This is a genomic window from Parasedimentitalea huanghaiensis (assembly GCF_009753675.1).
In the GTDB taxonomy this organism is placed as follows: Bacteria; Pseudomonadota; Alphaproteobacteria; order Rhodobacterales; family Rhodobacteraceae; genus Parasedimentitalea; species Parasedimentitalea huanghaiensis.
In genome coordinates this window covers 184319-206413 of record NZ_WQLV01000004.1, presented here as the reverse complement: position 1 = coordinate 206413, position 22095 = coordinate 184319, and the positions used below count along the sequence as shown (strand labels likewise).

The window sequence follows — 22095 nt, the reverse complement described above, 5'->3', positions numbered from 1 at the left end:
TACCAAAGAGAGTGTCGTGCGCTTAGCGCATCCGGCTGACCACCACAGTGACCTCCGGCTTTTTGCCGATTTCGTTCTGAGCACTTTGCCGGGTTAGACGCCGCAGCCCCTCTTCCAGCTTATCGTCATCACGCAGGGTCTTTTTGCCTGCCCGTTTTAGAAATTGGTTCAGATCCTTTTCCAGAACTTCAACCAGCCCTTCCTTGGAACGTCCGGTTTCTGCCAGACCTTTGACGTCACACCAAGGTTCACCCAGTGGTTCATCCTCTTCGTCTAGAATGACAGTCACAACAACATGGCCATTCAGAGCCATACGGATCCGATCACGAACAACGCCGTCCATAGCGCCGATTTTCACCGAACCATCCAAATAGGTGCGGCCGGTATCGATGTATTCTGCCACAACAGGGGTGTCCCCAGTCAGATCCATCAACATACCATTGACCACAACAGCACTGGCCATGCCCTTGCTAAGACCCAGACGCGAGTGTTCACGCAGGTGACGGTGTTCACCGTGCATCGGGATCAGCATCTTGGGCTTCACCAGATCGTGCAGTGTCTCTAGATCAGGCCGGTTGGCGTGACCCGATACGTGATACACGCCCGAGCTGTCATCAACCACGTCCACGCCCTTTTCCGAGAGCTGGTTTATGATGCCGATCACACCTTTTTCGTTCCCCGGAATGGTCTTCGAAGAGAACAAGAACAGATCGCCCTCTTTCAATTGAAGACCGCGGTACTTGCCGCGTGCCAACTGCGCCGAGGCAGCCCGGCGTTCGCCTTGGCTGCCAGTAACCAGCAACATCAGGTTCTCTCGTGGCATCTGGGTGGCTTCTTCCGGGCTGACCACTTTTGGAAACTGGGTCAGAACCCCGGTTTCTATAGAAGCCTCGACCATCCGCTGCATTGCACGTCCCAGCAGCACAACTGAGCGCCCTGCCCGTTCACCTGCTTCAGCCAGCGTTTTTACTCGGGCTACGTTGGAGGCAAAGGTGGTCGCAACAACCATGCCTTTGGCATCTTCGACTAACTTGGTGATCTCAGGACCCAGTTCCAGTTCCGATCGACCGGGATTGGGCGAGAACACATTGGTGCTGTCACACAACAACGCCTGAACGCCATCTTTGCTCAGTTCACTCCACACGGCGGGATCAAACGGTTCGCCAACGATCGGGGTTGGGTCGGTTTTGAAATCGCCCGAATGGAGAACACGGCCAGCAGGTGTATCAATCACCATGCCTCCGCTTTCTGGAACCGAGTGAGAGATCGGGACAACGCCGACGGTGAAGGGACCCAGTTTGATCACTTCAGGCCATGCAGAAACAATTTGCACGGCGTCTTCGGGATGACCGTGCTCTTTCATCTTGCGCCTTGCAATATTGGCGGTAAACGCCCGCGCAAAGATCGGCGCGTTCAGCTTGCTGTACATATGCGCCACGCCGCCGATGTGGTCTTCGTGCGCGTGGGTGATAAATATACCTTCGAGCTGGTCAGCTCGTTCCTGCAGCCAGGTCATGTCAGGCATGATCAGATCAACACCCGGAGTGCTGTCCATGTCCGGGAAGGCGACCCCCAGATCCACCAGGATCAGACGTTCTTTTCCGGGCTTACCATAACCGTAGACATAGGCATTCATGCCAATTTCGCCTGCCCCACCCAGGGGCAGATAGATCAATCGTTCAGTGCTCATCTTGGAGACCGTTTTCCTTGTTGTATTTGTGGATGATCTGCAAACCATGCATGGTCAGATCGTCCTCAAAAGCGTCAAATAGTTGTGCTGTTTGCTGGAACAAAGGCGCCAGCCCGCCTGTAGATATGATTTTCATTGGTGCGCCGTGCTCGGCTTTGATGCGGGAACAGATTTCGCGTACCAGACCAACGTAGCCCCAGAACACGCCGGATTGCATGCAGGCCACTGTGTTGGTGCCTATTACCGACTGCGGCTTCGAAATGTCAACATGGGGCAGTGCCGCGGCCGCCTGATGCAGGGCCTCAAGGCTAAGATTTACACCCGGTGCAATCACACCGCCGATATAGGCGCCATCTTCGGCCACCACATCAAACGTGGTCGCGGTGCCAAAATCCACCATGATCAGGTTGCCACCGTAGTGGTCGAAGCCAGCTACGGTATTGACTAAGCGGTCGGGGCCAACGGCCGTGCCTTCATCCACACGGACTTCGACCGGCAGCAGACAATCGGATTTTCCTACCACAATTGGTCGGGTGTTATAGTAGCGATCACTCAGAACCCGTAGATTAAACACCACGCGGGGCACTGTAGACGAGATGATCATATCAGTGATATCCGCCTCGATTCCCTGAAGCCGCATCAGGGTGTTCAGCCATACAAAATACTGATCCGCCGTCCGGCGCCAATCAGTTGCAGTCCGCCAGGTTCCGATGAACTGTTCTCCATCCCAAATAGAGAAAACCGTGTTTGTATTGCCGCAGTCGACTGCCAAAAGCATCGCGCTGACCCTTACCTAGAAATAGATGTCTGCCGCAGGAATACTCACACGACCCTTGGCGGTGTTTAAGACAAGGTTACCCTCGCCGTCCACCGTCTCATATGTGCCAGTGGTCTGCGAATTTCCAGTCCTGGCGGTAATCACCTCACCCAGTTTAGCGGCGGAGCCAAGCCAGGCGTTGCGAATTGGCTCAAACCCATAGGTCACAAACTGTTGTTCATATTGGGCATAAGCCGCAGCCAATTCGCCCAGAAACTCTTCGGGTGTGACTGCTGCTCCGGTTTCGGACAACAATGACACAGGGCGCAGCGCACCGTCTTCTAGTTGTTCAACAGGCGGAACTTCGCACAGGTTCGCCCCAATTCCGACAAATAGGTTGTTGAGGTTCGCTCCTACGCCAGCGCTTTCCAACAAAATCCCGGCAAGTTTGCCGCCATTGAGCAGGACATCATTTGGCCACTTCAAAGAAAACCCGGCACTCCGGCCCGTCACTGCAACACAAGCATCCAGTAGCGCAAGCGAAGCTACGAAGCTCCGCAGTGCCGCCTGTGCAGGCGATCCATTTGGACGCAGGACCAATGTGCAGGACAGGTTTCCCTTCGGGTTGACCCAAGCCCGCCCACGACGACCGCGTGCGGCAGTTTGATGCTTTGCCAGGATCCACTCTGGTCCTGCAAGAGTCGGTGCGATCCGTGCCGCCTCATTGAGAGTGCTGTCGACTTCGTCCAAGATCCGCCGCCCATATCCGTCAGGCCATTGCCTCATAGCACCCTCACTCTCACCCCAAAATCCAGCTTCAGACAAAGATCGGGATTTAAAACAAAGTGACGCGCCCCGAGGGGCGCGTCACAATCAACGGTCGATCTTTGGGAACACCTAGTTGACCAGAGTCGCCGCAGCTGCAGCCGCTGCACCTTCGACACCGAACATGTTGATGATACCAAGCACCATGACAGCCGCAGAGGCCATCAGAAAGCCCCAGAGAACGGGAGACGAATTGCGATCCAACTCATCGCCCTCTTCACCAAAGTACATATAGTAAACGATGCGAAGATAGTAGAATGCCCCAATCACTGAAGCGACAACCCCGGCAATCGCCAACCAGGCCAACCCAGCATCATAGGCTGCGCGCAGAACGTAGAACTTGCCAAAGAAGCCAAGCATCGGAGGTACGCCCGACAGCGAAAACAGTAGCACCAGCATCGCTAGTGCCTTACCAGGCTCCCGACGCGAATACAGGTTCAAAGAGGCAATATCTGTGACCGGCTTGCCGTCCTTTTCCATCATTAGGATAAAGGCAAAGGTACCGACATTCATGGTGACATAGATCGCCATGTAGATCAGCATTGCCTGTACGCCGAACACCGTACCTGCAGCCAGCCCCATCAGCGCAAACCCCATATGGGCAATCGAGGAATAGGCCATCAGGCGTTTGATATTGGTTTGACCAATCGCCGCGACAGCACCAAGGAACATAGATGCAACAGACAGCAAGGCGATAATCTGGCTCCAGTCACTGACAGCATTGCCAAAGGCATCATGCATCACACGGGCAAACAGACCCATCGCAGCCATCTTAGGCGCAGTAGCAAAGAAGGCGGTCACTGGTGTTGGAGCGCCCTCATAAACATCAGGTGTCCACATATGGAAGGGAACAGCCGAAACCTTGAACGCCATACCAGAGATCAGGAACACAATACCAAACAGCAGACCAACCGATACTTCGCCGTGTTGTGCCACCTGAATGATGCCCTCGAACTTGGTTGTGCCTGCAAAGCCGTAAACCAGAGATGCACCGTACAGCAGCAGACCTGAAGACAAGGCCCCCAGTACAAAATACTTCAGGCCGGCCTCAGTCGACTTAACGCTGTCACGACGCATCGAAGCAACCACGTAGAGAGCAAGAGACTGTAGCTCCAGCCCCATATACAGCGACATCAGATCACCGGCCGAAACCATCATCATCATGCCAACAACACTCAGCGACACCAGCAGCGGGTACTCAAACTGCAGCATGCCACGGCGCGCCATATAGTCCTGCCCCATCACCAGCACAGCCGCTGCGGACAGCAAGATGGTGACTTTGGCGAAACGGGAAAACCCATCATCGACAAACATACCGCCAAAGGCAACGTTGTTGCCACTACCACTGCCCGCAATCCACAGCGCCAACAGCGCCATCAGACCGGCGGTGGACCAGACCAGCAATGGCCCCATCTTATCCTTGGTGGAATAGACAGCAAGCAGCAGCGCTATCATGGCGTAAACGGCCAGGATCAGTTCTGGCAAGATTACGTTGAGATCAGCTTGGATCATCTGCCCGGGCCCCCTTAGTGCGACACAGTCTGGGTCGCTGGGGTCAGATCCGCAGCGGCCAGTGATTGATTGAAATTGGCGACCAGCGCCTCGGTTGATGGACCGATAATGTCGGTGACAACGGCAGGATAGACTCCAAGCAGAATGGTCATCACCACCAGCGGTGCAAAGATAACCCGCTCGCGCATCGACATGTCAGTAATGGTTTTCAGACCAGCCTTGATCATATCTCCAAACACCACGCGGCGATACAGCCACAAAGCGTAACAAGCCGAGAAGATCACACCAGTCGTCGCAATGGCAGCAACCCAAGTGTTCTTCTGAAACGCCCCCATCAGGGTCAGGAATTCGCCAACAAAACCGGACGTCCCCGGCAGGCCAACGTTGCCCATGGTGAAGAACATGAACACCAGTGCATAGGCAGGCATTCGGATAACCAGACCACCATAGGCGCTGATGTCGCGGGTGTGCATCCGGTCGTAGATCACGCCTACGATCAGGAACAAGGCTGCAGAGATGAATCCGTGGCTCAGCATCTGAAAAATTGCGCCGTCGATACCCTGTTGGTTGGCAGAGAAAATGCCCATAGTGACAAAGCCCATGTGTGCAACGGATGAGTAAGCAATCAGCTTCTTCATGTCGTCCTGAACCAGCGCCACCAGTGAGGTGTAAACGATAGCGATTGCGGACATCCACAACACCAGATCAGTCATCACTTCGGAGCCCACCGGGAACATTGGCAGGCTGAAGCGCAGGAAGCCGTAGCCGCCCATTTTCAGCAAAATTGCCGCCAGAACAACCGAACCAGCAGTTGGCGCCTGAACGTGGGCGTCAGGCAACCAGGTGTGAACTGGCCACATAGGCATCTTCACCGCGAATGAGGCAAAGAAAGCCAGGAACATGAGGGTCTGCATTCCGCCGACAACGTGGATGCCCAGAACATCAAAGCTGTTAGACGCAAAGGTATGGGTCATCAGGGTTTCGATGTCCGTGGTGCCTGCATCGGCAAACATTGCAACCATCGCCACCAGCATCAGAACCGAGCCGAGGAAAGTATAGAGGAAGAACTTGAAAGATGCGTAGATCCGGTTCGCCCCACCCCAGATACCAATGATCAGGAACATCGGGATCAGGCCAGCTTCGAAGAACAGGTAGAACAGGACAAGGTCCAGCGCCATAAAGACGCCCAGCATCAGGGTTTCCAGCAGCAGGAATGCAATCATGTATTCCTTGACGCGCGATCTAACATTCCAACTGGCCAGAATGGTCAGCGGCATCACAAAGGTGGTCAGCATCACAAACAGAACCGAAATTCCGTCTACGCCCATTTTGTATTTCAGGCCGATCAGCCATTCGGCTTCTTCGACAAACTGAAAGCCGGTGTTGGCCGGATCAAATTCGAAATAGATCCCCAGGCTCACCAGGAAGGTGATCGAAGTTGCAAACAGCGCCACATATTTGGCGTTACGCTGTGCTGCCTCATCCTCGCCCCGCAGGAACAGAGCCAGAATGGCCGCCGCCACTGCAGGGATAAAGGTGACAATAGACAGTATGTTGTCCATCAGTGGGCTCCTCCGCCGATCGACATCCAGGTGACAAGGGCTGCGATGCCCAGCACCATCCAGAAGGCATAAGTAAAGATGAAACCCGTTTGTGCGCGTCCGGCCAGACGGGTGAAGAAGGGAACCACGCCCATGGCAACACCGTTCAGGAAGCCGTCGATGGTACCACCATCACCACGTTTCCACAGGAAGCGTCCAATTGCCAAAGCAGGTTTAACGAAGATCACATTGTACAACTCGTCAAAGTACCACTTGTTCTTGAAGAACAGATACAGCGGTTTCTGAGCTGTGGCCAAACGACCCGGCAGCGACGGGTTGATGATGTAGAACCAGATCGCCATCAACAGACCACCCAGCATGGCGATGAATGGGGAAACCTTTACCCAGACCGGAGCGGCATGAGCGTCATCCAGCACGGTGTTGTCCTTACCAAAGTAGAGGCCACCTTCGCCGGGCTTGCCAGCAAACACATAGTGGTGTTCGCCTTCAGCTGTGGCTTCGCCGTGTCCGTCATCAGCAGCCGGTTCACCGTGACCAGCGTCTTCGCCGTGATCCGAGGTTTCCCCGTGTGCCGAAGCTTCGGCAACCGGGATGCCGTAGAATTTACCGACCTGATCTGCGTGGCCAAAGAAAGACCCGTACCACAGCATACCAGCCAGAACCGCACCAACGGACAGGACGCCCAGCGGGATCAGCATTGTAATCGGGCTTTCATGAGCGTGATCATGGGTGTGCTTGTCGCCGCGTGCCTTACCAAAGAAGGTCAGGAACATCAGGCGCCAGGAGTAGAACGAGGTCATTGCAGCTGCCACAACCAGCAGCCAGAAGCCATAACCGGAACCACCCGCATAGGCGCTCTCAATAATTGCATCCTTAGACAAAAAGCCGGCGAAACCGATGTGTGTCAGCGGAATACCTACGCCAGTGATGGCCAGAGTACCGATCATCATCGACCAATAGGTGAATGGGATTTTTTTACGCAGACCACCGTATTCGGTCATTTCCTGTTCGTGGTGCATCGCGTTGATGACAGAGCCAGCGCCAAGGAACAACAGGGCCTTAAAGAAGGCGTGTGTCAACAAGTGGAACATCGCCGCAGAGTACATGCCAACGCCGGCAGCAACGAACATATAGCCCAGCTGCGAACAGGTTGAGTAAGCAATGACCCGTTTGATGTCAGTCTGAACCAGACCCACAGTCGCAGCAAAGAAGGCTGTCGAGGCACCAACTACAGTGACGAAAGCCATAGCTTCCGGAGCGAATTCCATCAGCGGTGACATGCGACAGACCAGGAAGACACCGGCGGTAACCATAGTCGCGGCATGGATCAGCGCCGACACGGGTGTCGGACCTTCCATCGCGTCAGGCAGCCATGTGTGCAGGAACAACTGTGCAGATTTGCCCATCGCACCTACAAACAGAAGGAAGGCCAACAAGTTTGCTGCGTTCCACTCGGTCCACAAGAATGTGAGCTGCGTTTCAGCCAGCTTAGGCGCCGCAGCAAACACATCGTTGAAGTTGATGCTATCGGTCAGGAAGAACAGACCAAAGATACCCAGCGCAAAACCAAAGTCACCAACACGGTTGACGACAAACGCTTTGATCGCGGCAGCGTTTGCTGTTGGCTTGCGGTAGTAAAAGCCGATCAGCAGGTACGAGGCAACGCCTACGCCTTCCCAGCCAAAGAACATCTGAACCAGATTGTCGGATGTGACCAGCATCAGCATGGCGAAGGTAAAGAACGACAGATAAGCAAAGAAGCGCGGCTTGTAGCTTTCGCCTTCTTTCCACTGCGGGTCTTTGTCCATGTAACCAAACGAGTACAGGTGAACCAGCGAGGACACCGTGGTGATCACGATCAGCATGATAGTGGTCAGTCGGTCCAGGCGGATGCCCCAGGATGTCGAAAGCGAGCCGCTTTCAATCCAGCGCAGCACTTCGATGTGCTGGGTGACACCGTCGAAGGTCACGAATGAGATCCACGACAGGAAAGCCGACAGGAACAGCATACCGGTAGCTGTCCACATCGCGGCCTTCTCGCCGATGTATTTGTAGCCAAACCCGCAGAGGATGGCCCCAACGAGCGGGGCAAAGAGAAGAATGGTTTCCATGATGTCTTAGCCCTTCATCACGCTGATGTCTTCGACATCGATTGTTCCACGGTTGCGGAAGAAGCAGACCAGGATCGCCAGACCAATAGCAGCCTCGGCGGCGGCAACGGTCAGCACGAACAGGGTAAACACCTGCCCGACCAGATCACCCAGGAAGCTGGAGAACGCGACAAGGTTGATGTTCACCGCCAACAGCATCAACTCGATGCTCATCAGCAGAATGATCACGTTCTTGCGGTTCAAAAACAGCCCGAAGATGCCGATGACGAAGAGGGTCGCCGCGACGGTGAGATAATGTTCGATACCAATCATTGACTTACAGCCCCTGCCCCGGTTTCACATCTTTCAGTTCCATAGCTTCGGCCGGATCGCGGAACATCTGGCCCAGAATATCCTGGCGTTTGACGTCCTTGCGGTGGCGCAGGGTCAGCACAATTGCGCCGATCATGGCAACCAGCAGGATCAGACCTGCCAGCTGGAACAGAAGGAAATATTGATCATAAAGGATAAGGCCCAGGGCCTCGGTGTTGTGGTGTTCCGTTGTAATTGGATTGGCCAGCAGCTCTGATGCGCCATGTGCACTGTCCCAGGCACCGTAAGCCATAACCAGCTGCATTAGAATGACCAAGCCAATCAGCAGTGCCAGCGGCATGAACTTGGCCATCTCAGCCTTAAGCTCGGCAAAATCCACATCCAGCATCATCACCACAAACAGGAACAGCACCATGACTGCGCCCACATAGACGATCACCAGCAACATGGCGACAAATTCCGCCCCAAGCAAAACAAACAACCCTGCCGATGACAAAAATGCCAGGATCAGCCACAGCACCGAATGCACCGGCTGGCGGCTGATCACTGTGAACAGCCCGCCGGTGATGGCGCTTATGGCGAAGAGGTAAAAGGCAAACACGCTCATGACTCATCGTCCCCTTGTGCGTCCAGGACTTCTTGCGCGGTTTCCAGCGCCTTGGTCGTGGCCGGAATGCCGGCAAATACCGACATCTGTCCGATCGTTTCCACGATCTCTTGTTTCTTGGCGCCTGCCTCGATGGCGTGGCGCACGGTTTGGCGCAAAGCAGTGTCTGCCTGCGCCCCTTGGCATGTCAGGCCGGCCAGCGTCAGCAACAGCCGGGTCTTGGCGTCCAGCCCATCCGGATTAGCGGATTTGCCGAACATCATTTCCATCGCCTCTTTGGGCATGGTGGGCCAGAGCGCCTCAAACCCCTTGGCAGAGACATCTTCAAGCGCTGGGTTCAGCGCCTTTGCCATCTCTTGGGCCTGGGCCAGCATGGCCTCAAATGGGTTTTTGGGATCGCTCATCGGTACGGCGCATCCAGTTCCAGATTTCGGGCGATCTCCGCTTCCCAACGTTCCCCGTTTTCCAACAGCTTTTCCTTGTCATAGAACAGCTCTTCGCGGGTTTCGGTTGAGAATTCAAAGTTTGGACCTTCGACAATGGCATCCACTGGGCAGGCCTCCTGACAGAAACCGCAGTAAATGCACTTGGTCATGTCGAGGTCATAGCGTGTGGTGCGGCGGCTGCCATCTTCGCGGGGTTCCGCATCGATGGTGATCGCCTGCGCCGGGCAAACCGCTTCGCACAGTTTACAGGCAATGCAGCGTTCTTCGCCGTTGGGATAACGACGCAGCGCGTGCTCGCCGCGAAAACGCGGGCTCAGCGGCCCTTTTTCGTGCGGGTAGTTCAATGTCGCCTTGGGGGCAAAGAAGTATTTGAACCCCAGTTTGAAGCCAACCCAGAAATCCTGCAGCAGGAAGTATTTGGCAGCGCGGGTGTAATCGATCTGAGTCATATCAGCCTCCTACCGTGTAGCGGACAAACAGCCCACCGAACCAAGCGAATTTTGTAGCGAAGGCCACGAAGACCACCCAACCCAATGAGAACGGCAGGAACACTTTCCAACCCAGACGCATCAGCTGGTCATAGCGGTAGCGTGGAGTGATGGCCTTGACCATGGCGATCAGGAAGAAGAAGAACGCCATCTTGCCAACCATCCACAGAACGCCGTCGGGCAGGCCTGGGATTGGCGACAGCCAGCCACCAAAGAACAGCAACGACATCAGCGCGCACATCAGGAAGATTGCGATGTATTCACCAGCCATGAACAGCAGGAACATGGTGGCCGAATATTCCACCTGATAACCGGCAACCAGTTCACTCTCCGCTTCGGGAAGGTCAAACGGTGGGCGGTTGGTTTCAGCCAGCGCCGAGATGAAGAACAGGAACACCATCGGGAAGTGCGGCAGCCAGTACCAGTTGAACAGGCCCAGATCACCGTCCTGTGCGCGAACAATGTCACCAAAGTTCAGCGAACCAGTCGAGATGATCACACCAATGATGATCAGGCCGATGGAAACCTCGTACGAAATCATCTGCGCTGCGGAGCGCAGCGAGCCCAGGAATGGGTATTTGGAGTTGGAGGCCCATCCGCCCATGATCACGCCGTAAACTTCGAGTGACGACACTGCGAAGACGTAGAGTACGGCGACGTTCAGGTCACTTAGGACCCAGCCATCATTGAACGGGATAACCGCCCAGGCGATCATTGACAGCACAAAGCTGGTCAAAGGCGCCAGAATGAACACGGCACGGTCAGCCCCTGCCGGGATCACGATTTCCTTGACGATGTATTTCAGCGCGTCAGCCACCGACTGCAGCAGGCCAAAGACCCCCACAACGTTGGGACCACGGCGCATCTGCACCGCTGCCCAGATTTTCCGGTCGCCGTACACAAGGAACAACAGAGAGATCATGACAAATGCGACAACTGCCAGCACCTGCGCCAATATCAGAACAAAGGTTCCGAATGGGGTGTTTAAGAATTCAGCCATTGGTCCTCACACCGTGGGTATTCCGTTTGCCTCACAGTCCGCGACCACGACTTCTGCGTCGATGGTGCGCAAACCGCGCGGTAGGGAGGGCGAGATGGTGTAGACAGCATCAGCCGCCCAAACGCCACCCTCTTGGTTCAAATTTGTGCGCAAATGTCGTGCAAATCCGTATCCCCGGATCAGCGCGTATTGCGCGGCAGCGCATTCAGCATAGTTATCAACATCCTCACCCCTGCGGGCTCCGGTCATTGAGACGTGGAACTGCACCAAATCGCCTTCAAGCAGGCTGGTTTTCACGCCCTGATAGTCAGGCTTGAAATCCGCAGCCTGATCGGCCGACGTAGGCGTACACCCAGCCAGCAGAAAAGGGGATATGAGTGCAGCTCGGATCATTCTGCAGCGATTTTTTCATTGCCGCGTGCCATGACGTTGGCAGATAGCTCAGCCATCAATTCCGACGCGCGGGCAATTGGGTTGGTCAGGTAGAAGTCTTTGATCACAGTCAGGAACGCGGCCTTGCCCAGTTTGCCCAATTCAAGAGCTTCACCTTCGTTAACTGGGACCTCGTCGATCTTGGCAAGATGTGGAACCTCGGCAACCAACGCACTGCGCAGCTGCGCCAGCGAGTCAAACTGCAAGGTAGCATCCAGTTCAGCACTCAATGCGCGCAGGATCGCCCAGTTCTCTTTGGCCTCACCCGGAGCGAACCCGGCACGCATCGCCAGCTGCGGGCGACCTTCAGTGTTTACAAACAGGCCGTTCTCTTCGGTATAAGCAGCACCCGGCAGAACGATGTCGGCACGGTGTGCACCGCGGTCGCCGTGCGAGCCTTGATAGATGACAAAGGCACCCGCGTCGATTTCAACTTCATCCGCGCCGAGGTTATAGATCACTTCAGCCCCCTCGAGAGCGGCTTCCATTCCACCCAGCGTCGCGGCACCGATGTCCATCGCACCAACGCGCGAGGCAGCGGTGTGCAGAACCAACAGCTTGGACTCTGTCATCTCGGCAAATTTTTGGGCATGCGCCAAAACAGCAAGGCCATCAGCCTCGCGCAGAGCGCCCTGCCCTACGATGACCAGAGTGTCTTTACCCAGCGCGCCAGCGGTTTCACCCTTCAGCAAGGCGTCCAGAGCTGCACGGTCTGTACCCAAGTGGGCGTATTCATATGTCAGGTCAACCGGCTGACCGATCAAGCCGATGTTTGCGCCATTGCTCCAGGCTGTACGGATGCGGGCGTTCAGAACCGGAGATTCATTGCGCGGATCAGTACCGATCAGCATGATCGCCTTGGCATTGTCGATGTCTTCGATTGATGCAGTTCCAACATAAGCTGCGCGGTTGTCCAGAGGAAGGCGCACGTTGTCAGTACGGCATTCAACCTTGCCACCCAGACCGGTCACCAGTTGCTTCAGCGCATAGGCCGCTTCGACGGGAACCAGATCACCAATCAAACCGGTAACCTTTTTGCCTTTCATCGCCTCGGCAGCTTTACCCAGGGCTTCCCCCCAGTTGGAGGGGCGCAGCTTGCCATTTTCTCGCACATAGGGGCGATCCAGGCGCTGGCGGCGCAGACCATCCCAGACAAACCGTGTCTTGTCCGAAATCCACTCTTCGTTCACGCCATCGTTGTTGCGTGGCAGGATGCGTTTCACTTCGCGGCCTTTGGTATCAACACGAATGTTGCTGCCCAAGGCATCCATTACGTCGATGGTTTCTGTTTTGGTCAGCTCCCACGGGCGAGCAGTAAAAGCGTATGGTTTGGAGGTCAGAGCACCAACCGGGCACAGGTCGATGATGTTGCCCTGCATGTTGCTGTCCAGCGTCTGGTTCAGATAGCTGGTGATCTCAGCATCTTCACCACGGCCGGTTTGGCCCATCTGCGTGATGCCTGCCACTTCGGAGGTAAAGCGCACACAACGGGTGCAGCTGATGCAGCGGGTCATTGTGGTCGCAACCAGCGGACCAAGATCCAGATCATCAACCGAGCGCTTGGCTTCTTTAAACCGGCTTCCCGACAGGCCGTATGCCATCGCCTGGTCCTGCAAATCACACTCGCCACCCTGATCGCAGATTGGGCAATCCAACGGGTGGTTGATCAGCATGAATTCCATCACGCCTTCACGGGCTTTTTTGACCATAGGCGAGTTGGTTTTCACAACCGGTGCTTGGCCTTCGGGACCCGGGCGCAGGTCGCGGACCTGCATTGCGCAAGACGCAGCGGGTTTGGGCGGGCCACCCACGACTTCGACCAGACACATGCGGCAGTTGCCGGCGATGGTCAGGCGTTCGTGATAACAGAAACGAGGGATCTCGACCCCGGCCTCTTCACAGGCCTGGATCAGGGTCATTGCCCCATCCACTTCGATCTCTGTACCGTCAATGTTGATCTTGCGCAGGTCAGACATGGTCTATTTCGCCCTCAGTAGCGCGCCAATCGCGCTGGATTTCTCAATTTCCGCATGCCCAAACACACAGAAGGTTTCAGGGGAGCCATACTCAACGCCATTGGCCTTGAGAAAGCGCTCACCCTTGTTGCGCATGCGCGCTTTTTCAACGTCCGATTCCACGTAGGCGCGGATCTCGGAATCTGAATATCCCAGTTTGTTAGCATAGGACCGCAGGTCCCAGGCCATCCCCAGTGCCTTCATACGGCGGGATTTGATGCTGCCACACTTTTCGCTGACCTCATGGGCAACGGCTGCGGCAAAAATGATGTTTTCTACTTGCGGCACGTCCCGCAGGCTTGGTTTGGCAGATGCCACACCGGGAAGGGTTGCGGCAAAAATGGCGATAGCGACAGATAAGGCACGAGTCATAGTTTTCTCCTGATAGTTGGAGATCCCATCGCACGCACTGGTGCGGCCGCTATTCAATAGCAGCGTGCCCGTAAGGCCTTGATATGCCGTAAATCCGCTCACGCGTCGCAGGTTCCGTGGAACACTGCTGTCCCATCTACCAAACGCAGCTGAGCGTCAGGATCCCGAGGCTCTACGTCCCATAGGATGTTCGATGTGCCATACCCTGCTTCCGACAAACAATAAGTGACGCCGGCATGTTCCGCTGCCAACCGCGCGCCGTCCAGCGACAAGCCTGCATCCTTAACTTCGACAACAAAGTTTGCGCGCGAGACTTTCTTATCAACCGCTTTTGTTTTGACGCTAAATGGCACCCCATCATAGACGGGGCGCTTGCTCTTTGCCTTATCACAGGCCGAAAGGGCAACAGCACCAAGCAACAGCACTACAGGCAAAACAATTTTGCCAGAAAACTGATATTTCATAGTCCTGCTCACTCCGCCGCCATCGCGCCCATGCGGCCGGTCTTGTTGGCTTTGATGCGGTCTTCAATCTCTTCGCGGAAATTGCGGATCAGGCCCTGGATTGGCCATGCAGCCGCATCACCCAGTGCGCAAATCGTGTGGCCTTCGACCTGCTTGGTCACGTCCCACAGCATGTCGATCTCTTCGATCTCGGCCTCGCCTTTGACCAGACGGTCCATCACGCGCATCATCCAGCCGGTGCCTTCACGACAAGGCGTGCACTGGCCACAGCTTTCGTGTTTGTAGAACTTGGCCAGACGCCAGATCGCTTTGATGATGTCGGTCTGCTTGTCCATGACGATGACCGCCGCAGTGCCCAGGCCCGAGCCCAGATCGTTGCGCAGATAATCAAAGTCCATGATCGCGTCGCGCATGTTTTCGCCGCGCACACAAGGAACCGAAGATCCACCAGGGATCACGGCCAGCAGGTTGTCCCAGCCGCCTTTTATGCCACCACAGTGCTTGTCGATCAGCTCTTCGAAGGAAATCGACATCGCCTCTTCAACCACACAGGGGTTGTTGACGTGGCCGGAAATACCAAACAGCTTGGTACCGACGTTGTTCGGGCGACCAAACGAGCTGAACCATTCCGGGCCACGGCGCAGGATAGTGGGCACAACAGCGATGGATTCGACATTGTTCACCGTCGATGGGCAGCCGTACAGACCAGCGCCAGCCGGGAACGGAGGCTTCATCCGAGGCATGCCTTTTTTGCCTTCGAGGCTTTCGATCAGTGCGGTTTCTTCACCGCAGATATAGGCCCCTGCCCCGTGGTGCAGGAACAGATCAAAGTCCCAGCCAGAGTTGGCAGCGTTCTTACCCAGCAGGCCAGCGTCATAGGCCTCGTCAATCGCCGCTTGCAGTGCCTCTTTTTCGCGGATGTATTCGCCGCGAATGTAGATGTAGCAGGTGTGGGCATTCATCGCGAAAGACGCAATCAGCGCACCTTCGATCAGCGTGTGCGGATCGTGGCGCATGATTTCGCGGTCTTTACAGGTGCCGGGCTCGGATTCATCAGCGTTGATGACCAGATAAGCCGGACGACCGTCGCTTTCTTTTGGCATGAACGACCACTTCAGGCCGGTGGGGAAACCCGCACCGCCCCGACCACGCAGGCCAGAGTCTTTCATCGACTGCACGATCCAGTCACGCCCTTTGGCAAGGATTGCAGCGGTGCCATCCCAATGGCCCCGTGCCTGCGCACCTTTCAGCGTGCGATCATGCATACCGTAGAGGTTGGTAAAGATCCGGTCCTGGTCCTTCAGCATGTCTGCCTACCTTTGACTATCCTGGCGCATGCGCCAGAGTTGAATAATGTTGACCACTGCATAAATCAGACCCGCCAGCGCGGCGAGATCGAACAGCAAAGCAAAGCGCCCCGGCAGTCCCAGAACGGGGCCGCCAATGAGAGACAAGACAATCCACGCAACCATCGTTCCGGCAATCACCAGAGAGATGTGGCGCCCTTTACGGGCAATGGCTTGGTCTTGTTCCTTGCTCATGTGGTCCTATGTGTCTTGATCTCCGCTCAACCGAGCGAAGAAGGATTACTTGTCGTAGGTGCCGTCGTCTTTGGCACGTTTAGCAAATTCGGTCTCTTCACCAGCCGCCAGTTTTTTGGCCTGCTCGATCCAACCGTCACGTTCGATGCGGCCCTTGAACTTGAGACGGGCATCAACCCAAGCCACTTCAGCCTCCCCCCAGGCCGCAACCTGATCAAAGTGGAAAAAGCCCAGCTTGTTCAGTGTTTCTTCCAGCTTGGGACCAACACCTTTGAGCAACTTGAGGTTATCAGCCTTATCGCCACGGGCAGCTTTCAAAACTTCTGGTTCTGCCTCAGCAACATCGGCCTTAGGGGCTTCCGTTGTTTTGGCGGGTGCAGCGTTCTTAGCAGGCTTGGCCGCTTTCTTAGCCTCTTCGGCCTGCTTGGCAGCAGGTTTTGGAGTTGCAGGTGCCGGAGGGGTCGGAGCCTCGGCCGCGCGACCCGCAACAACACCATCTTTGCCAACCCACGGGGTCAGCAATGGGACTTCGTCGCCCTGAATACGTTTGACAGTGTCGCCAATGTCCGACGCCAGCTGTACGCTTGCGTTATATTTGGTCTTACCGCTTTCGTATTCCTGCAACGAAGTCAGGCCAGACAGCGGCTCTGAGCTATAACGACCATTCTGCGGGCCAGGTGTCGGAACCTTACCAGCAGACAACTCTTCCAGCAGCTTGGTAAAGCTCGCAGCAGTCAGGTCTTCGTAGTAGTCTTTGCCGATCTGCGCCATCGGAGCATTGGTGCAGGAGCCGAGACACTCGACCTCTTCCCAGGAAAATTTACCATCCGCCGACACTTCATGTGGCTTGTTAGCGATCTTCTCTTGGCAGACAGCAACCAGATCTTCAGCACCACAGATCATGCAGGACGTCGTACCGCAGATCTGAATGTGAGCAACCGAGCCAACCGGCTGCAGCTGGAACATGAAGTAGAACGAGGCCACTTCGAGCACGCGGATATAGGCCATACCCAACATGTCGGCGACCAGTTCGATGGCGGGTTTCGACAGCCAGCCCTCTTGCTCCTGTGCACGCCACAACAGCGGAATAACCGCCGAGGCCTGACGGCCATCAGGGTATTTGGTGATCTGCCCTTCAGCCCAGGCCAGATTGGCTGGAGTGAAGGCAAAGCTATCGGGTTGTTCTGAGTGAAGACGGCGCAGCATTAATTCGTCTTTCTGTGTGTGTTGCCCGCGAAGATGCCTCCGGCGGGAGTATTTTCAGCAAAAAGAAGCACGGGGGATGGAGCAATAATCAACGGTCAATCTCTCCGAACACGACGTCCATGGTGCCGATGATCGCAGCAACGTCAGCAAGCTGGTGGCCACCTGCGACATAGTCCATCGCCTGCAAGTGCAGGAACCCAGGCGCGCGGATCTTGCTGCGGTAGGGTTTATTGGATCCGTCAGCAACCAGATAGACACCGAATTCCCCCTTGGGGGCCTCTACTGCGGCGTAGACTTCACCCGCGGGAACGTGGAAGCCTTCGGTGTAAAGCTTGAAGTGGTGGATCAGGCTTTCCATCGAGGTTTTCATGTCACCACGTTTTGGTGGGCTTAGCTTGCCACGCGCCATCACATCACCGGGACAGTCACGCAGCTTGGCCACACACTGGCGGATGATCGAGATCGACTGGCGCATCTCTTCCATGCGGACCAGATAACGGTCATAGCAATCCCCGTTTTTGCCAACGGGGATCTCGAAATCAAACTCGTTGTAGCATTCATAGGGTTGCGAGCGACGCAGATCCCAAGCCAGGCCGGAGCCACGAACCATCACGCCCGAGAAGCCGTAGTCCAGAATATCCTGCTCGCTGACCACGCCAATGTCGCAGTTCCGCTGTTTGAAGATCCGGTTTTCGGTCAGCAGGTCGTCAATATCTTGCAGGCGCTCAGGGAACTCGTGGCTCCAGGCTTCGATATCGTCGATCAGCGCATCGGGTATGTCCTGATGGACACCACCGGGCCGGAAGTAGGCCGCGTGCAGACGGGCGCCACAGGCGCGCTCATAAAACACCATCAGCTTTTCGCGCTCTTCAAAACCCCAGAGCGGCGGTGTCAGCGCACCAACGTCCATTGCCTGAGTGGTCACGTTCAGCAGGTGGTTCAAGATACGGCCGATTTCGGAGTATAGCACGCGGATCAGCGAGCCACGGCGTGGAACCTCGACGCCAGTCAGCTTTTCAATCGCCAGACACCATGCATGTTCCTGGTTCATCGGCGCCACATAGTCGAGGCGGTCGAAGTACGGCAGGTTTTGCAAGTAGGTGCGGCTTTCCATCAGCTTTTCGGTGCCACGGTGCAGCAAGCCGATGTGCGGATCGCAGCGTTCCACGATCTCGCCGTCTAGCTCCAGCACCAGACGCAGCACACCGTGTGCCGCCGGGTGCTGAGGACCAAAGTTGATGTTGAAGTTACGGATTTTCTGTTCGCCGGTTTGGGCGTCGTCGAAACCTTTGGAGCCGTCCATCATTTCGCCTCCTCTTTCTTCTCATCGCCCGGCAGGATGTATTCAGCACCCTCCCATGGGCTCATGAAATCAAACTGGCGGTATTCCTGCACCAAGCTGACCGGTTCATACACAACGCGCTTTTGCGCCTCGTCATAGCGAACTTCGGTATAGCCGGTGGTTGGGAAATCCTTGCGCAGTGGATGGCCGCGAAAGCCATAATCGGTCAGGATGCGGCGCAGATCCGGGTGGCCGGTGAACAGGATGCCGAACATATCGTAGACTTCACGCTCAAACCAGTTGGCCGAGGGGTGAATGTCTACAATCGACGGCACCATTTCGTCCTCTCGCACCGAAACCCGCAGACGGATGCGGTGGTTCTGGTACATCGACAGGAAGTGGTACACCACGTCAAACCGCTTGGCACGTTCAGGGTAGTCAACGCCAGTGATGTCCACCAAAGACGAGAACTTGCAGGTTTGGTCAGTCTTTAGGAAATCGACAAACCCGGTGATGTTGGCCGGAGCCACATCAACATTCAGTTCGTCATGGGTGATATCCCACCCCAGCACGCAATCCGGGCGTTTCTGTTCCAGATAAGAGCCAAGCTCTTTCAGCGCATCAGTCATCAATTACTCTCCAACTCAGCGCCAATCAGCGCACCAGTGTGCCAGTGCGGCGAATTTTGCGTTGCAGCTGCATCAGACCATAGAGCAGCGCCTCAGCCGTCGGCGGGCAGCCCGGTACATAGATATCTACAGGCACGATACGATCACAGCCGCGTACAACCGAATAGCTGTAGTGATAGTAGCCACCGCCATTTGCACAGGAGCCCATCGAGATCACATAGCGTGGTTCGGGCATCTGGTCATAGACCTTGCGCAGCGCAGGAGCCATCTTGTTGGTCAGCGTACCCGCAACAATCATCACGTCCGACTGACGTGGGGAGGCGCGTGGCGCAATACCAAAACGCTCAGCATCATACCGCGGCATCGAGGTATGCATCATCTCAACCGCACAACAAGCCAGACCAAAAGTCATCCAGTGCAAGCTGCCGGTGCGGGCCCAGTTGATGATGTCTTCGGCTGAGGTCAGCAGAAAGCCCTTGTCCTGCAATTCAGCATTCAGCGCCTGGGTGACAATTTCCTTGTCGACACCTGCCGTATTGGCTCCGGTCATCACTCCCATTCCAGGGCCCCTTTTTTCCACTCATAGGCAAAGCCAATGGTCAAAACGCCCAAGAAGACCATCATCGACCAGAAGCCAGTCATGCTGATGTCCTTGAAGCCCACGGCCCAGGGAAACAGAAAGGCGATTTCCAGATCAAAAATGATGAAAAGAATCGACACCAGATAGAATCGGACATCAAATTTCATTCGCGCATCATCAAAGGCATTGAATCCGCATTCATAAGCACTAACTTTTTCTGGGTCTGGATTGCGAACTGCCAGCACAACTGCTGCCAGAATGAGCACAATTCCAAGGCCGACCGCTACGGCCAGAAACACCAGGATCGGGAGGTATTCCCGCAACATCTCTTCCACGAGTGGCTCCTTTCCTGCGCGCGGGTTCCTGCGCGCCGTCAATTGGCGTGTTGACTTTCGCCTGTGTCTACTCTCGCGCTTTGGCATCGTCAACACAGGCAATGGCTTTGTAAGCAGTTGAATCGCCACTGACACGCATTTTTTCTACATTCGATAAAATGAATGAGTAAGTATTAAAACCCGGCCAAAAACGTCAGGCCAAGATACATATTTTATTGGGCTGACCAGATTTATTGCCAGCTCGGCTTTCGTTTCTCAAAAAAGGCTCCGATCCCTTCAGCGGCCTCTGCAGTTTCCCAGCGTGACACCAACGCCCCAATCGTATGGTCAATAACGCTGTCATCTATACGGGGACCAAGATCACGGGCTAGTTGTTTTGCTGCGGCAACCGCACCAGGCGCGCAGCTTAAATAGGGCAAAACCTCTGCCTCCACGGCATCTGCCAATTGGTCCGCTGGTACAGTTTTACTCAGCAATCCAAGTTCAACAGCTTCAATTGCACCAAACAATCGCGCTGACATGAAAACACGACGCGCCCGCGCTTCGCCCATTCGGGCCAGAACATAGGGGCCGATCGTGGCCGGGATGATTCCCAGTTTGGTTTCTGTCAGGCCCATTTTCAAGTGGTCCACGCCAATAGCCACATCACAAACAGAGGCCATGCCAACACCGCCGCCAAAGGCATTTCCTTGCAAGGCCCCAATCAACGGCTTGGGCAATGTGTTTAATGCCTGCAGCATTTCGGCCAGCTTGCGCGCTTCAACAAACCGAGTCGCCGAATCTGCCGCCATCTGTGCTTGCATCCAAGACAAGTCACCGCCTGCACAGAAGCTCTTGCCGGTGCCAGTCAGGATCACCACGCGGATAGTATCATCCTGTGCCATCTGCAAAGCAGCAGTGGTCAGTTCATCTATCATCTCGCCGGACATAGCGTTGTGTTTGTTCGCCCTATCCAAGGTTAGTGTCGCAACCCCGCGCGAATCCGTGGCCACAGTGATTGTGTTGAACATTCGTTTTCCAGTAGTTTATTGTTGAAACCGTTGCGCCACTTCAGCCTGCTCGCATGGCGCGCGCCATTTCAGCCGCCTTCACCAGCACATCCCCGTCCAGCCCGGTCTCATACCCCAGCCGTGTCAGATGCTCGTGCACCAGTTCGGTAGCAACATTGCCTGACGCTCCTGGGGCAAACGGACAGCCCCCTAGCCCGCCCACAGCGGCATCAAACACCCGCACGCCCATTGCAAGCGCAGCATCGATATTATCGATTGCCCGCCCCGCTGTGTCGTGAAAATGCCCTGCCAGCCGGGTTGCAGGCACCGCTTCGCGCACCGCCAGTAGCATACGCGCCACTGAATCCGGAGTAGCTTGACCCAGCGTGTCGCCCAACGAAATTTCGTAGCAGCCCTGTGCAAACAAATGATCCGCCAGTTCAGCGACTTTTTCAGGCGCCACTGCGCCGTCATAGGGACAATCGGTCACGCATGAAATGTAGCCGCGCACCGGGAGATCAATATGACGGGCGGCCTCTAAGATCGGTTCAAACCGCTCTATCGATTCTGCAATTGAAGCGTTGATATTGGCCTGCGAGAATCCTTCTGAGGCCGAGGCAAACACCGCGATCTCATCTGCGCCAGCAGATATCGCTGCATCGTACCCCCGCATGTTTGGCGTCAGCGCAGCATAGCGAATTCCCTTGGCACGTTTGATACCAGCCAGCACTTCACCACTGCCCGCCATCTGCGGCACTCTTTTGGGAGAAACAAAGCTGGCCACTTCAATCCGGTTGAACCCGGCTTGGCTCAGGCAGTCCACCAAGGCCAGTTTTTCAGCAACAGGGATTTCACGTTTTTCATTTTGCAGACCATCGCGCGGCCCAACTTCAAAAATCTCGACCCTATCACCCATACTCAGGCTCCCTGTTTCTTTTTG

Annotated in this window: 24 protein-coding genes; all 24 read right to left on the bottom strand. The window is 55.6% G+C overall.

From position 1 onward, the window contains the following. Positions 1–22: 22 nt before the first annotated feature. Entirely contained in the window at positions 23–1690 is a 1668-nt protein-coding gene (locus GO984_RS08620) for a ribonuclease J (protein ID WP_157022125.1), read from the bottom strand. Then, a complete protein-coding gene (locus GO984_RS08615) occupies positions 1680–2468 on the bottom strand; it encodes a type III pantothenate kinase (protein ID WP_157022124.1) in 789 nt (262 codons plus the stop codon). Before GO984_RS08615 ends, GO984_RS08620 begins: the two co-directional genes overlap by 11 nt. A gap of 15 nt (positions 2469–2483) precedes the next feature. After that, the gene (locus GO984_RS08610; protein ID WP_157022123.1) at positions 2484–3233 is read right to left on the bottom strand and encodes a biotin--[acetyl-CoA-carboxylase] ligase; all 750 of its coding nucleotides are present in this window, start codon (positions 3231–3233) and stop codon (positions 2484–2486) included. A gap of 111 nt (positions 3234–3344) precedes the next feature. Further along, on the bottom strand, positions 3345–4784 hold the full coding sequence (gene nuoN, locus GO984_RS08605) for an NADH-quinone oxidoreductase subunit NuoN (RefSeq protein WP_138161758.1): 1440 nt from the start codon (positions 4782–4784) through the stop codon (positions 3345–3347). 14 nt (positions 4785–4798) lie between these two features. Continuing rightward, on the bottom strand, positions 4799–6346 hold the full coding sequence (locus GO984_RS08600) for an NADH-quinone oxidoreductase subunit M (RefSeq protein ID WP_157022122.1): 1548 nt from the start codon (positions 6344–6346) through the stop codon (positions 4799–4801). Further along, on the bottom strand, positions 6346–8457 hold the full coding sequence (gene nuoL, locus GO984_RS08595) for an NADH-quinone oxidoreductase subunit L (RefSeq protein WP_157022121.1): 2112 nt from the start codon (positions 8455–8457) through the stop codon (positions 6346–6348). The genes GO984_RS08600 and nuoL overlap by 1 nt, the downstream gene beginning before the upstream one ends. Positions 8458–8463: 6 nt before the next feature. Next, on the bottom strand, positions 8464–8769 hold the full coding sequence (nuoK, locus tag GO984_RS08590; RefSeq protein WP_138161761.1) for an NADH-quinone oxidoreductase subunit NuoK: 306 nt from the start codon (positions 8767–8769) through the stop codon (positions 8464–8466). 4 nt (positions 8770–8773) lie between these two features. After that, positions 8774–9376, bottom strand: a complete 603-nt coding sequence (locus tag GO984_RS08585) for an NADH-quinone oxidoreductase subunit J (protein ID WP_157022120.1) — start codon at positions 9374–9376, stop codon at positions 8774–8776. Then, positions 9373–9780 (bottom strand): carboxymuconolactone decarboxylase family protein, encoded by a 408-nt coding sequence (locus tag GO984_RS08580; RefSeq protein ID WP_157022119.1) that lies wholly within the window; start codon positions 9778–9780, stop codon positions 9373–9375. Before GO984_RS08580 ends, GO984_RS08585 begins: the two co-directional genes overlap by 4 nt. Then, on the bottom strand, positions 9777–10271 hold the full coding sequence (gene nuoI, locus GO984_RS08575; RefSeq protein ID WP_138161765.1) for an NADH-quinone oxidoreductase subunit NuoI: 495 nt from the start codon (positions 10269–10271) through the stop codon (positions 9777–9779). The genes GO984_RS08580 and nuoI overlap by 4 nt, the downstream gene beginning before the upstream one ends. Before the next feature lies 1 nt (position 10272). After that, on the bottom strand, positions 10273–11310 hold the full coding sequence (nuoH, locus tag GO984_RS08570; RefSeq protein ID WP_157022118.1) for an NADH-quinone oxidoreductase subunit NuoH: 1038 nt from the start codon (positions 11308–11310) through the stop codon (positions 10273–10275). Between the two features lie 6 nt (positions 11311–11316). Continuing rightward, on the bottom strand, positions 11317–11703 hold the full coding sequence (locus GO984_RS08565) for a hypothetical protein (protein WP_138161767.1): 387 nt from the start codon (positions 11701–11703) through the stop codon (positions 11317–11319). Beyond that, entirely contained in the window at positions 11700–13718 is a 2019-nt protein-coding gene (gene nuoG / locus GO984_RS08560) for an NADH-quinone oxidoreductase subunit NuoG (protein WP_157022117.1), read from the bottom strand. The genes GO984_RS08565 and nuoG overlap by 4 nt, the downstream gene beginning before the upstream one ends. Positions 13719–13721: 3 nt before the next feature. Next, the gene (locus GO984_RS08555) at positions 13722–14129 is read right to left on the bottom strand and encodes a DUF5333 domain-containing protein (RefSeq protein ID WP_157022116.1); all 408 of its coding nucleotides are present in this window, start codon (positions 14127–14129) and stop codon (positions 13722–13724) included. 98 nt (positions 14130–14227) lie between these two features. After that, on the bottom strand, positions 14228–14593 hold the full coding sequence (locus tag GO984_RS08550; protein WP_245231044.1) for a hypothetical protein: 366 nt from the start codon (positions 14591–14593) through the stop codon (positions 14228–14230). An 8-nt stretch (positions 14594–14601) separates the two neighbouring features. After that, positions 14602–15900, bottom strand: coding sequence for an NADH-quinone oxidoreductase subunit NuoF (gene nuoF, locus GO984_RS08545; protein ID WP_157022115.1), 1299 nt, complete (start codon positions 15898–15900; stop codon positions 14602–14604). Positions 15901–15906: 6 nt separating this feature from the next. Next, the gene (locus GO984_RS08540; RefSeq protein WP_157022114.1) at positions 15907–16134 is read right to left on the bottom strand and encodes a DUF5337 domain-containing protein; all 228 of its coding nucleotides are present in this window, start codon (positions 16132–16134) and stop codon (positions 15907–15909) included. A 45-nt stretch (positions 16135–16179) separates the two neighbouring features. Continuing rightward, positions 16180–17340 (bottom strand): NADH-quinone oxidoreductase subunit E, encoded by a 1161-nt coding sequence (locus GO984_RS08535; protein WP_157022113.1) that lies wholly within the window; start codon positions 17338–17340, stop codon positions 16180–16182. An 88-nt stretch (positions 17341–17428) separates the two neighbouring features. Further along, positions 17429–18643, bottom strand: a complete 1215-nt coding sequence (locus GO984_RS08530; RefSeq protein ID WP_157022223.1) for an NADH-quinone oxidoreductase subunit D — start codon at positions 18641–18643, stop codon at positions 17429–17431. Next, positions 18643–19251 carry an NADH-quinone oxidoreductase subunit C gene (locus tag GO984_RS08525; RefSeq protein ID WP_138161773.1) on the bottom strand — a complete coding sequence of 203 codons (609 nt, stop codon included), beginning with the start codon at positions 19249–19251 and terminating at the stop codon, positions 18643–18645. Before GO984_RS08525 ends, GO984_RS08530 begins: the two co-directional genes overlap by 1 nt. 25 nt (positions 19252–19276) lie before the next feature. After that, positions 19277–19810, bottom strand: a complete 534-nt coding sequence (locus tag GO984_RS08520) for a NuoB/complex I 20 kDa subunit family protein (protein ID WP_138161774.1) — start codon at positions 19808–19810, stop codon at positions 19277–19279. Beyond that, entirely contained in the window at positions 19801–20166 is a 366-nt protein-coding gene (locus GO984_RS08515; RefSeq protein ID WP_138161775.1) for an NADH-quinone oxidoreductase subunit A, read from the bottom strand. Before GO984_RS08515 ends, GO984_RS08520 begins: the two co-directional genes overlap by 10 nt. Before the next feature lie 230 nt (positions 20167–20396). Next, positions 20397–21176, bottom strand: coding sequence for a crotonase/enoyl-CoA hydratase family protein (locus tag GO984_RS08510; RefSeq protein ID WP_157022112.1), 780 nt, complete (start codon positions 21174–21176; stop codon positions 20397–20399). A 40-nt stretch (positions 21177–21216) separates the two neighbouring features. Further along, on the bottom strand, positions 21217–22071 hold the full coding sequence (locus GO984_RS08505) for a hydroxymethylglutaryl-CoA lyase (RefSeq protein ID WP_157022111.1): 855 nt from the start codon (positions 22069–22071) through the stop codon (positions 21217–21219). Positions 22072–22095 lie beyond the last annotated feature (24 nt).

Coding starts and splice junctions, on each gene's coding strand:
- GO984_RS08620 (WP_157022125.1), bottom strand. CDS start 1,690: ATGAGCACTGAACGATTGATCTATCTGCCCCTGGGTGGGGCAGGCGAA.
- GO984_RS08615 (WP_157022124.1), bottom strand. CDS start 2,468: ATGCTTTTGGCAGTCGACTGCGGCAATACAAACACGGTTTTCTCTATT.
- GO984_RS08610 (WP_157022123.1), bottom strand. CDS start 3,233: ATGAGGCAATGGCCTGACGGATATGGGCGGCGGATCTTGGACGAAGTC.
- nuoN (WP_138161758.1), bottom strand. CDS start 4,784: ATGATCCAAGCTGATCTCAACGTAATCTTGCCAGAACTGATCCTGGCC.
- GO984_RS08600 (WP_157022122.1), bottom strand. CDS start 6,346: ATGGACAACATACTGTCTATTGTCACCTTTATCCCTGCAGTGGCGGCG.
- nuoL (WP_157022121.1), bottom strand. CDS start 8,457: ATGGAAACCATTCTTCTCTTTGCCCCGCTCGTTGGGGCCATCCTCTGC.
- nuoK (WP_138161761.1), bottom strand. CDS start 8,769: ATGATTGGTATCGAACATTATCTCACCGTCGCGGCGACCCTCTTCGTC.
- GO984_RS08585 (WP_157022120.1), bottom strand. CDS start 9,376: ATGAGCGTGTTTGCCTTTTACCTCTTCGCCATAAGCGCCATCACCGGC.
- GO984_RS08580 (WP_157022119.1), bottom strand. CDS start 9,780: ATGAGCGATCCCAAAAACCCATTTGAGGCCATGCTGGCCCAGGCCCAA.
- nuoI (WP_138161765.1), bottom strand. CDS start 10,271: ATGACTCAGATCGATTACACCCGCGCTGCCAAATACTTCCTGCTGCAG.
- nuoH (WP_157022118.1), bottom strand. CDS start 11,310: ATGGCTGAATTCTTAAACACCCCATTCGGAACCTTTGTTCTGATATTG.
- GO984_RS08565 (WP_138161767.1), bottom strand. CDS start 11,703: ATGATCCGAGCTGCACTCATATCCCCTTTTCTGCTGGCTGGGTGTACG.
- nuoG (WP_157022117.1), bottom strand. CDS start 13,718: ATGTCTGACCTGCGCAAGATCAACATTGACGGTACAGAGATCGAAGTG.
- GO984_RS08555 (WP_157022116.1), bottom strand. CDS start 14,129: ATGACTCGTGCCTTATCTGTCGCTATCGCCATTTTTGCCGCAACCCTT.
- GO984_RS08550 (WP_245231044.1), bottom strand. CDS start 14,593: ATGAAATATCAGTTTTCTGGCAAAATTGTTTTGCCTGTAGTGCTGTTG.
- nuoF (WP_157022115.1), bottom strand. CDS start 15,900: ATGCTGAAGGACCAGGACCGGATCTTTACCAACCTCTACGGTATGCAT.
- GO984_RS08540 (WP_157022114.1), bottom strand. CDS start 16,134: ATGAGCAAGGAACAAGACCAAGCCATTGCCCGTAAAGGGCGCCACATC.
- GO984_RS08535 (WP_157022113.1), bottom strand. CDS start 17,340: ATGCTGCGCCGTCTTCACTCAGAACAACCCGATAGCTTTGCCTTCACT.
- GO984_RS08530 (WP_157022223.1), bottom strand. CDS start 18,643: ATGGACGGCTCCAAAGGTTTCGACGACGCCCAAACCGGCGAACAGAAA.
- GO984_RS08525 (WP_138161773.1), bottom strand. CDS start 19,251: ATGACTGATGCGCTGAAAGAGCTTGGCTCTTATCTGGAACAGAAACGC.
- GO984_RS08520 (WP_138161774.1), bottom strand. CDS start 19,810: ATGGGAGTGATGACCGGAGCCAATACGGCAGGTGTCGACAAGGAAATT.
- GO984_RS08510 (WP_157022112.1), bottom strand. CDS start 21,176: ATGTTCAACACAATCACTGTGGCCACGGATTCGCGCGGGGTTGCGACA.
- GO984_RS08505 (WP_157022111.1), bottom strand. CDS start 22,071: ATGGGTGATAGGGTCGAGATTTTTGAAGTTGGGCCGCGCGATGGTCTG.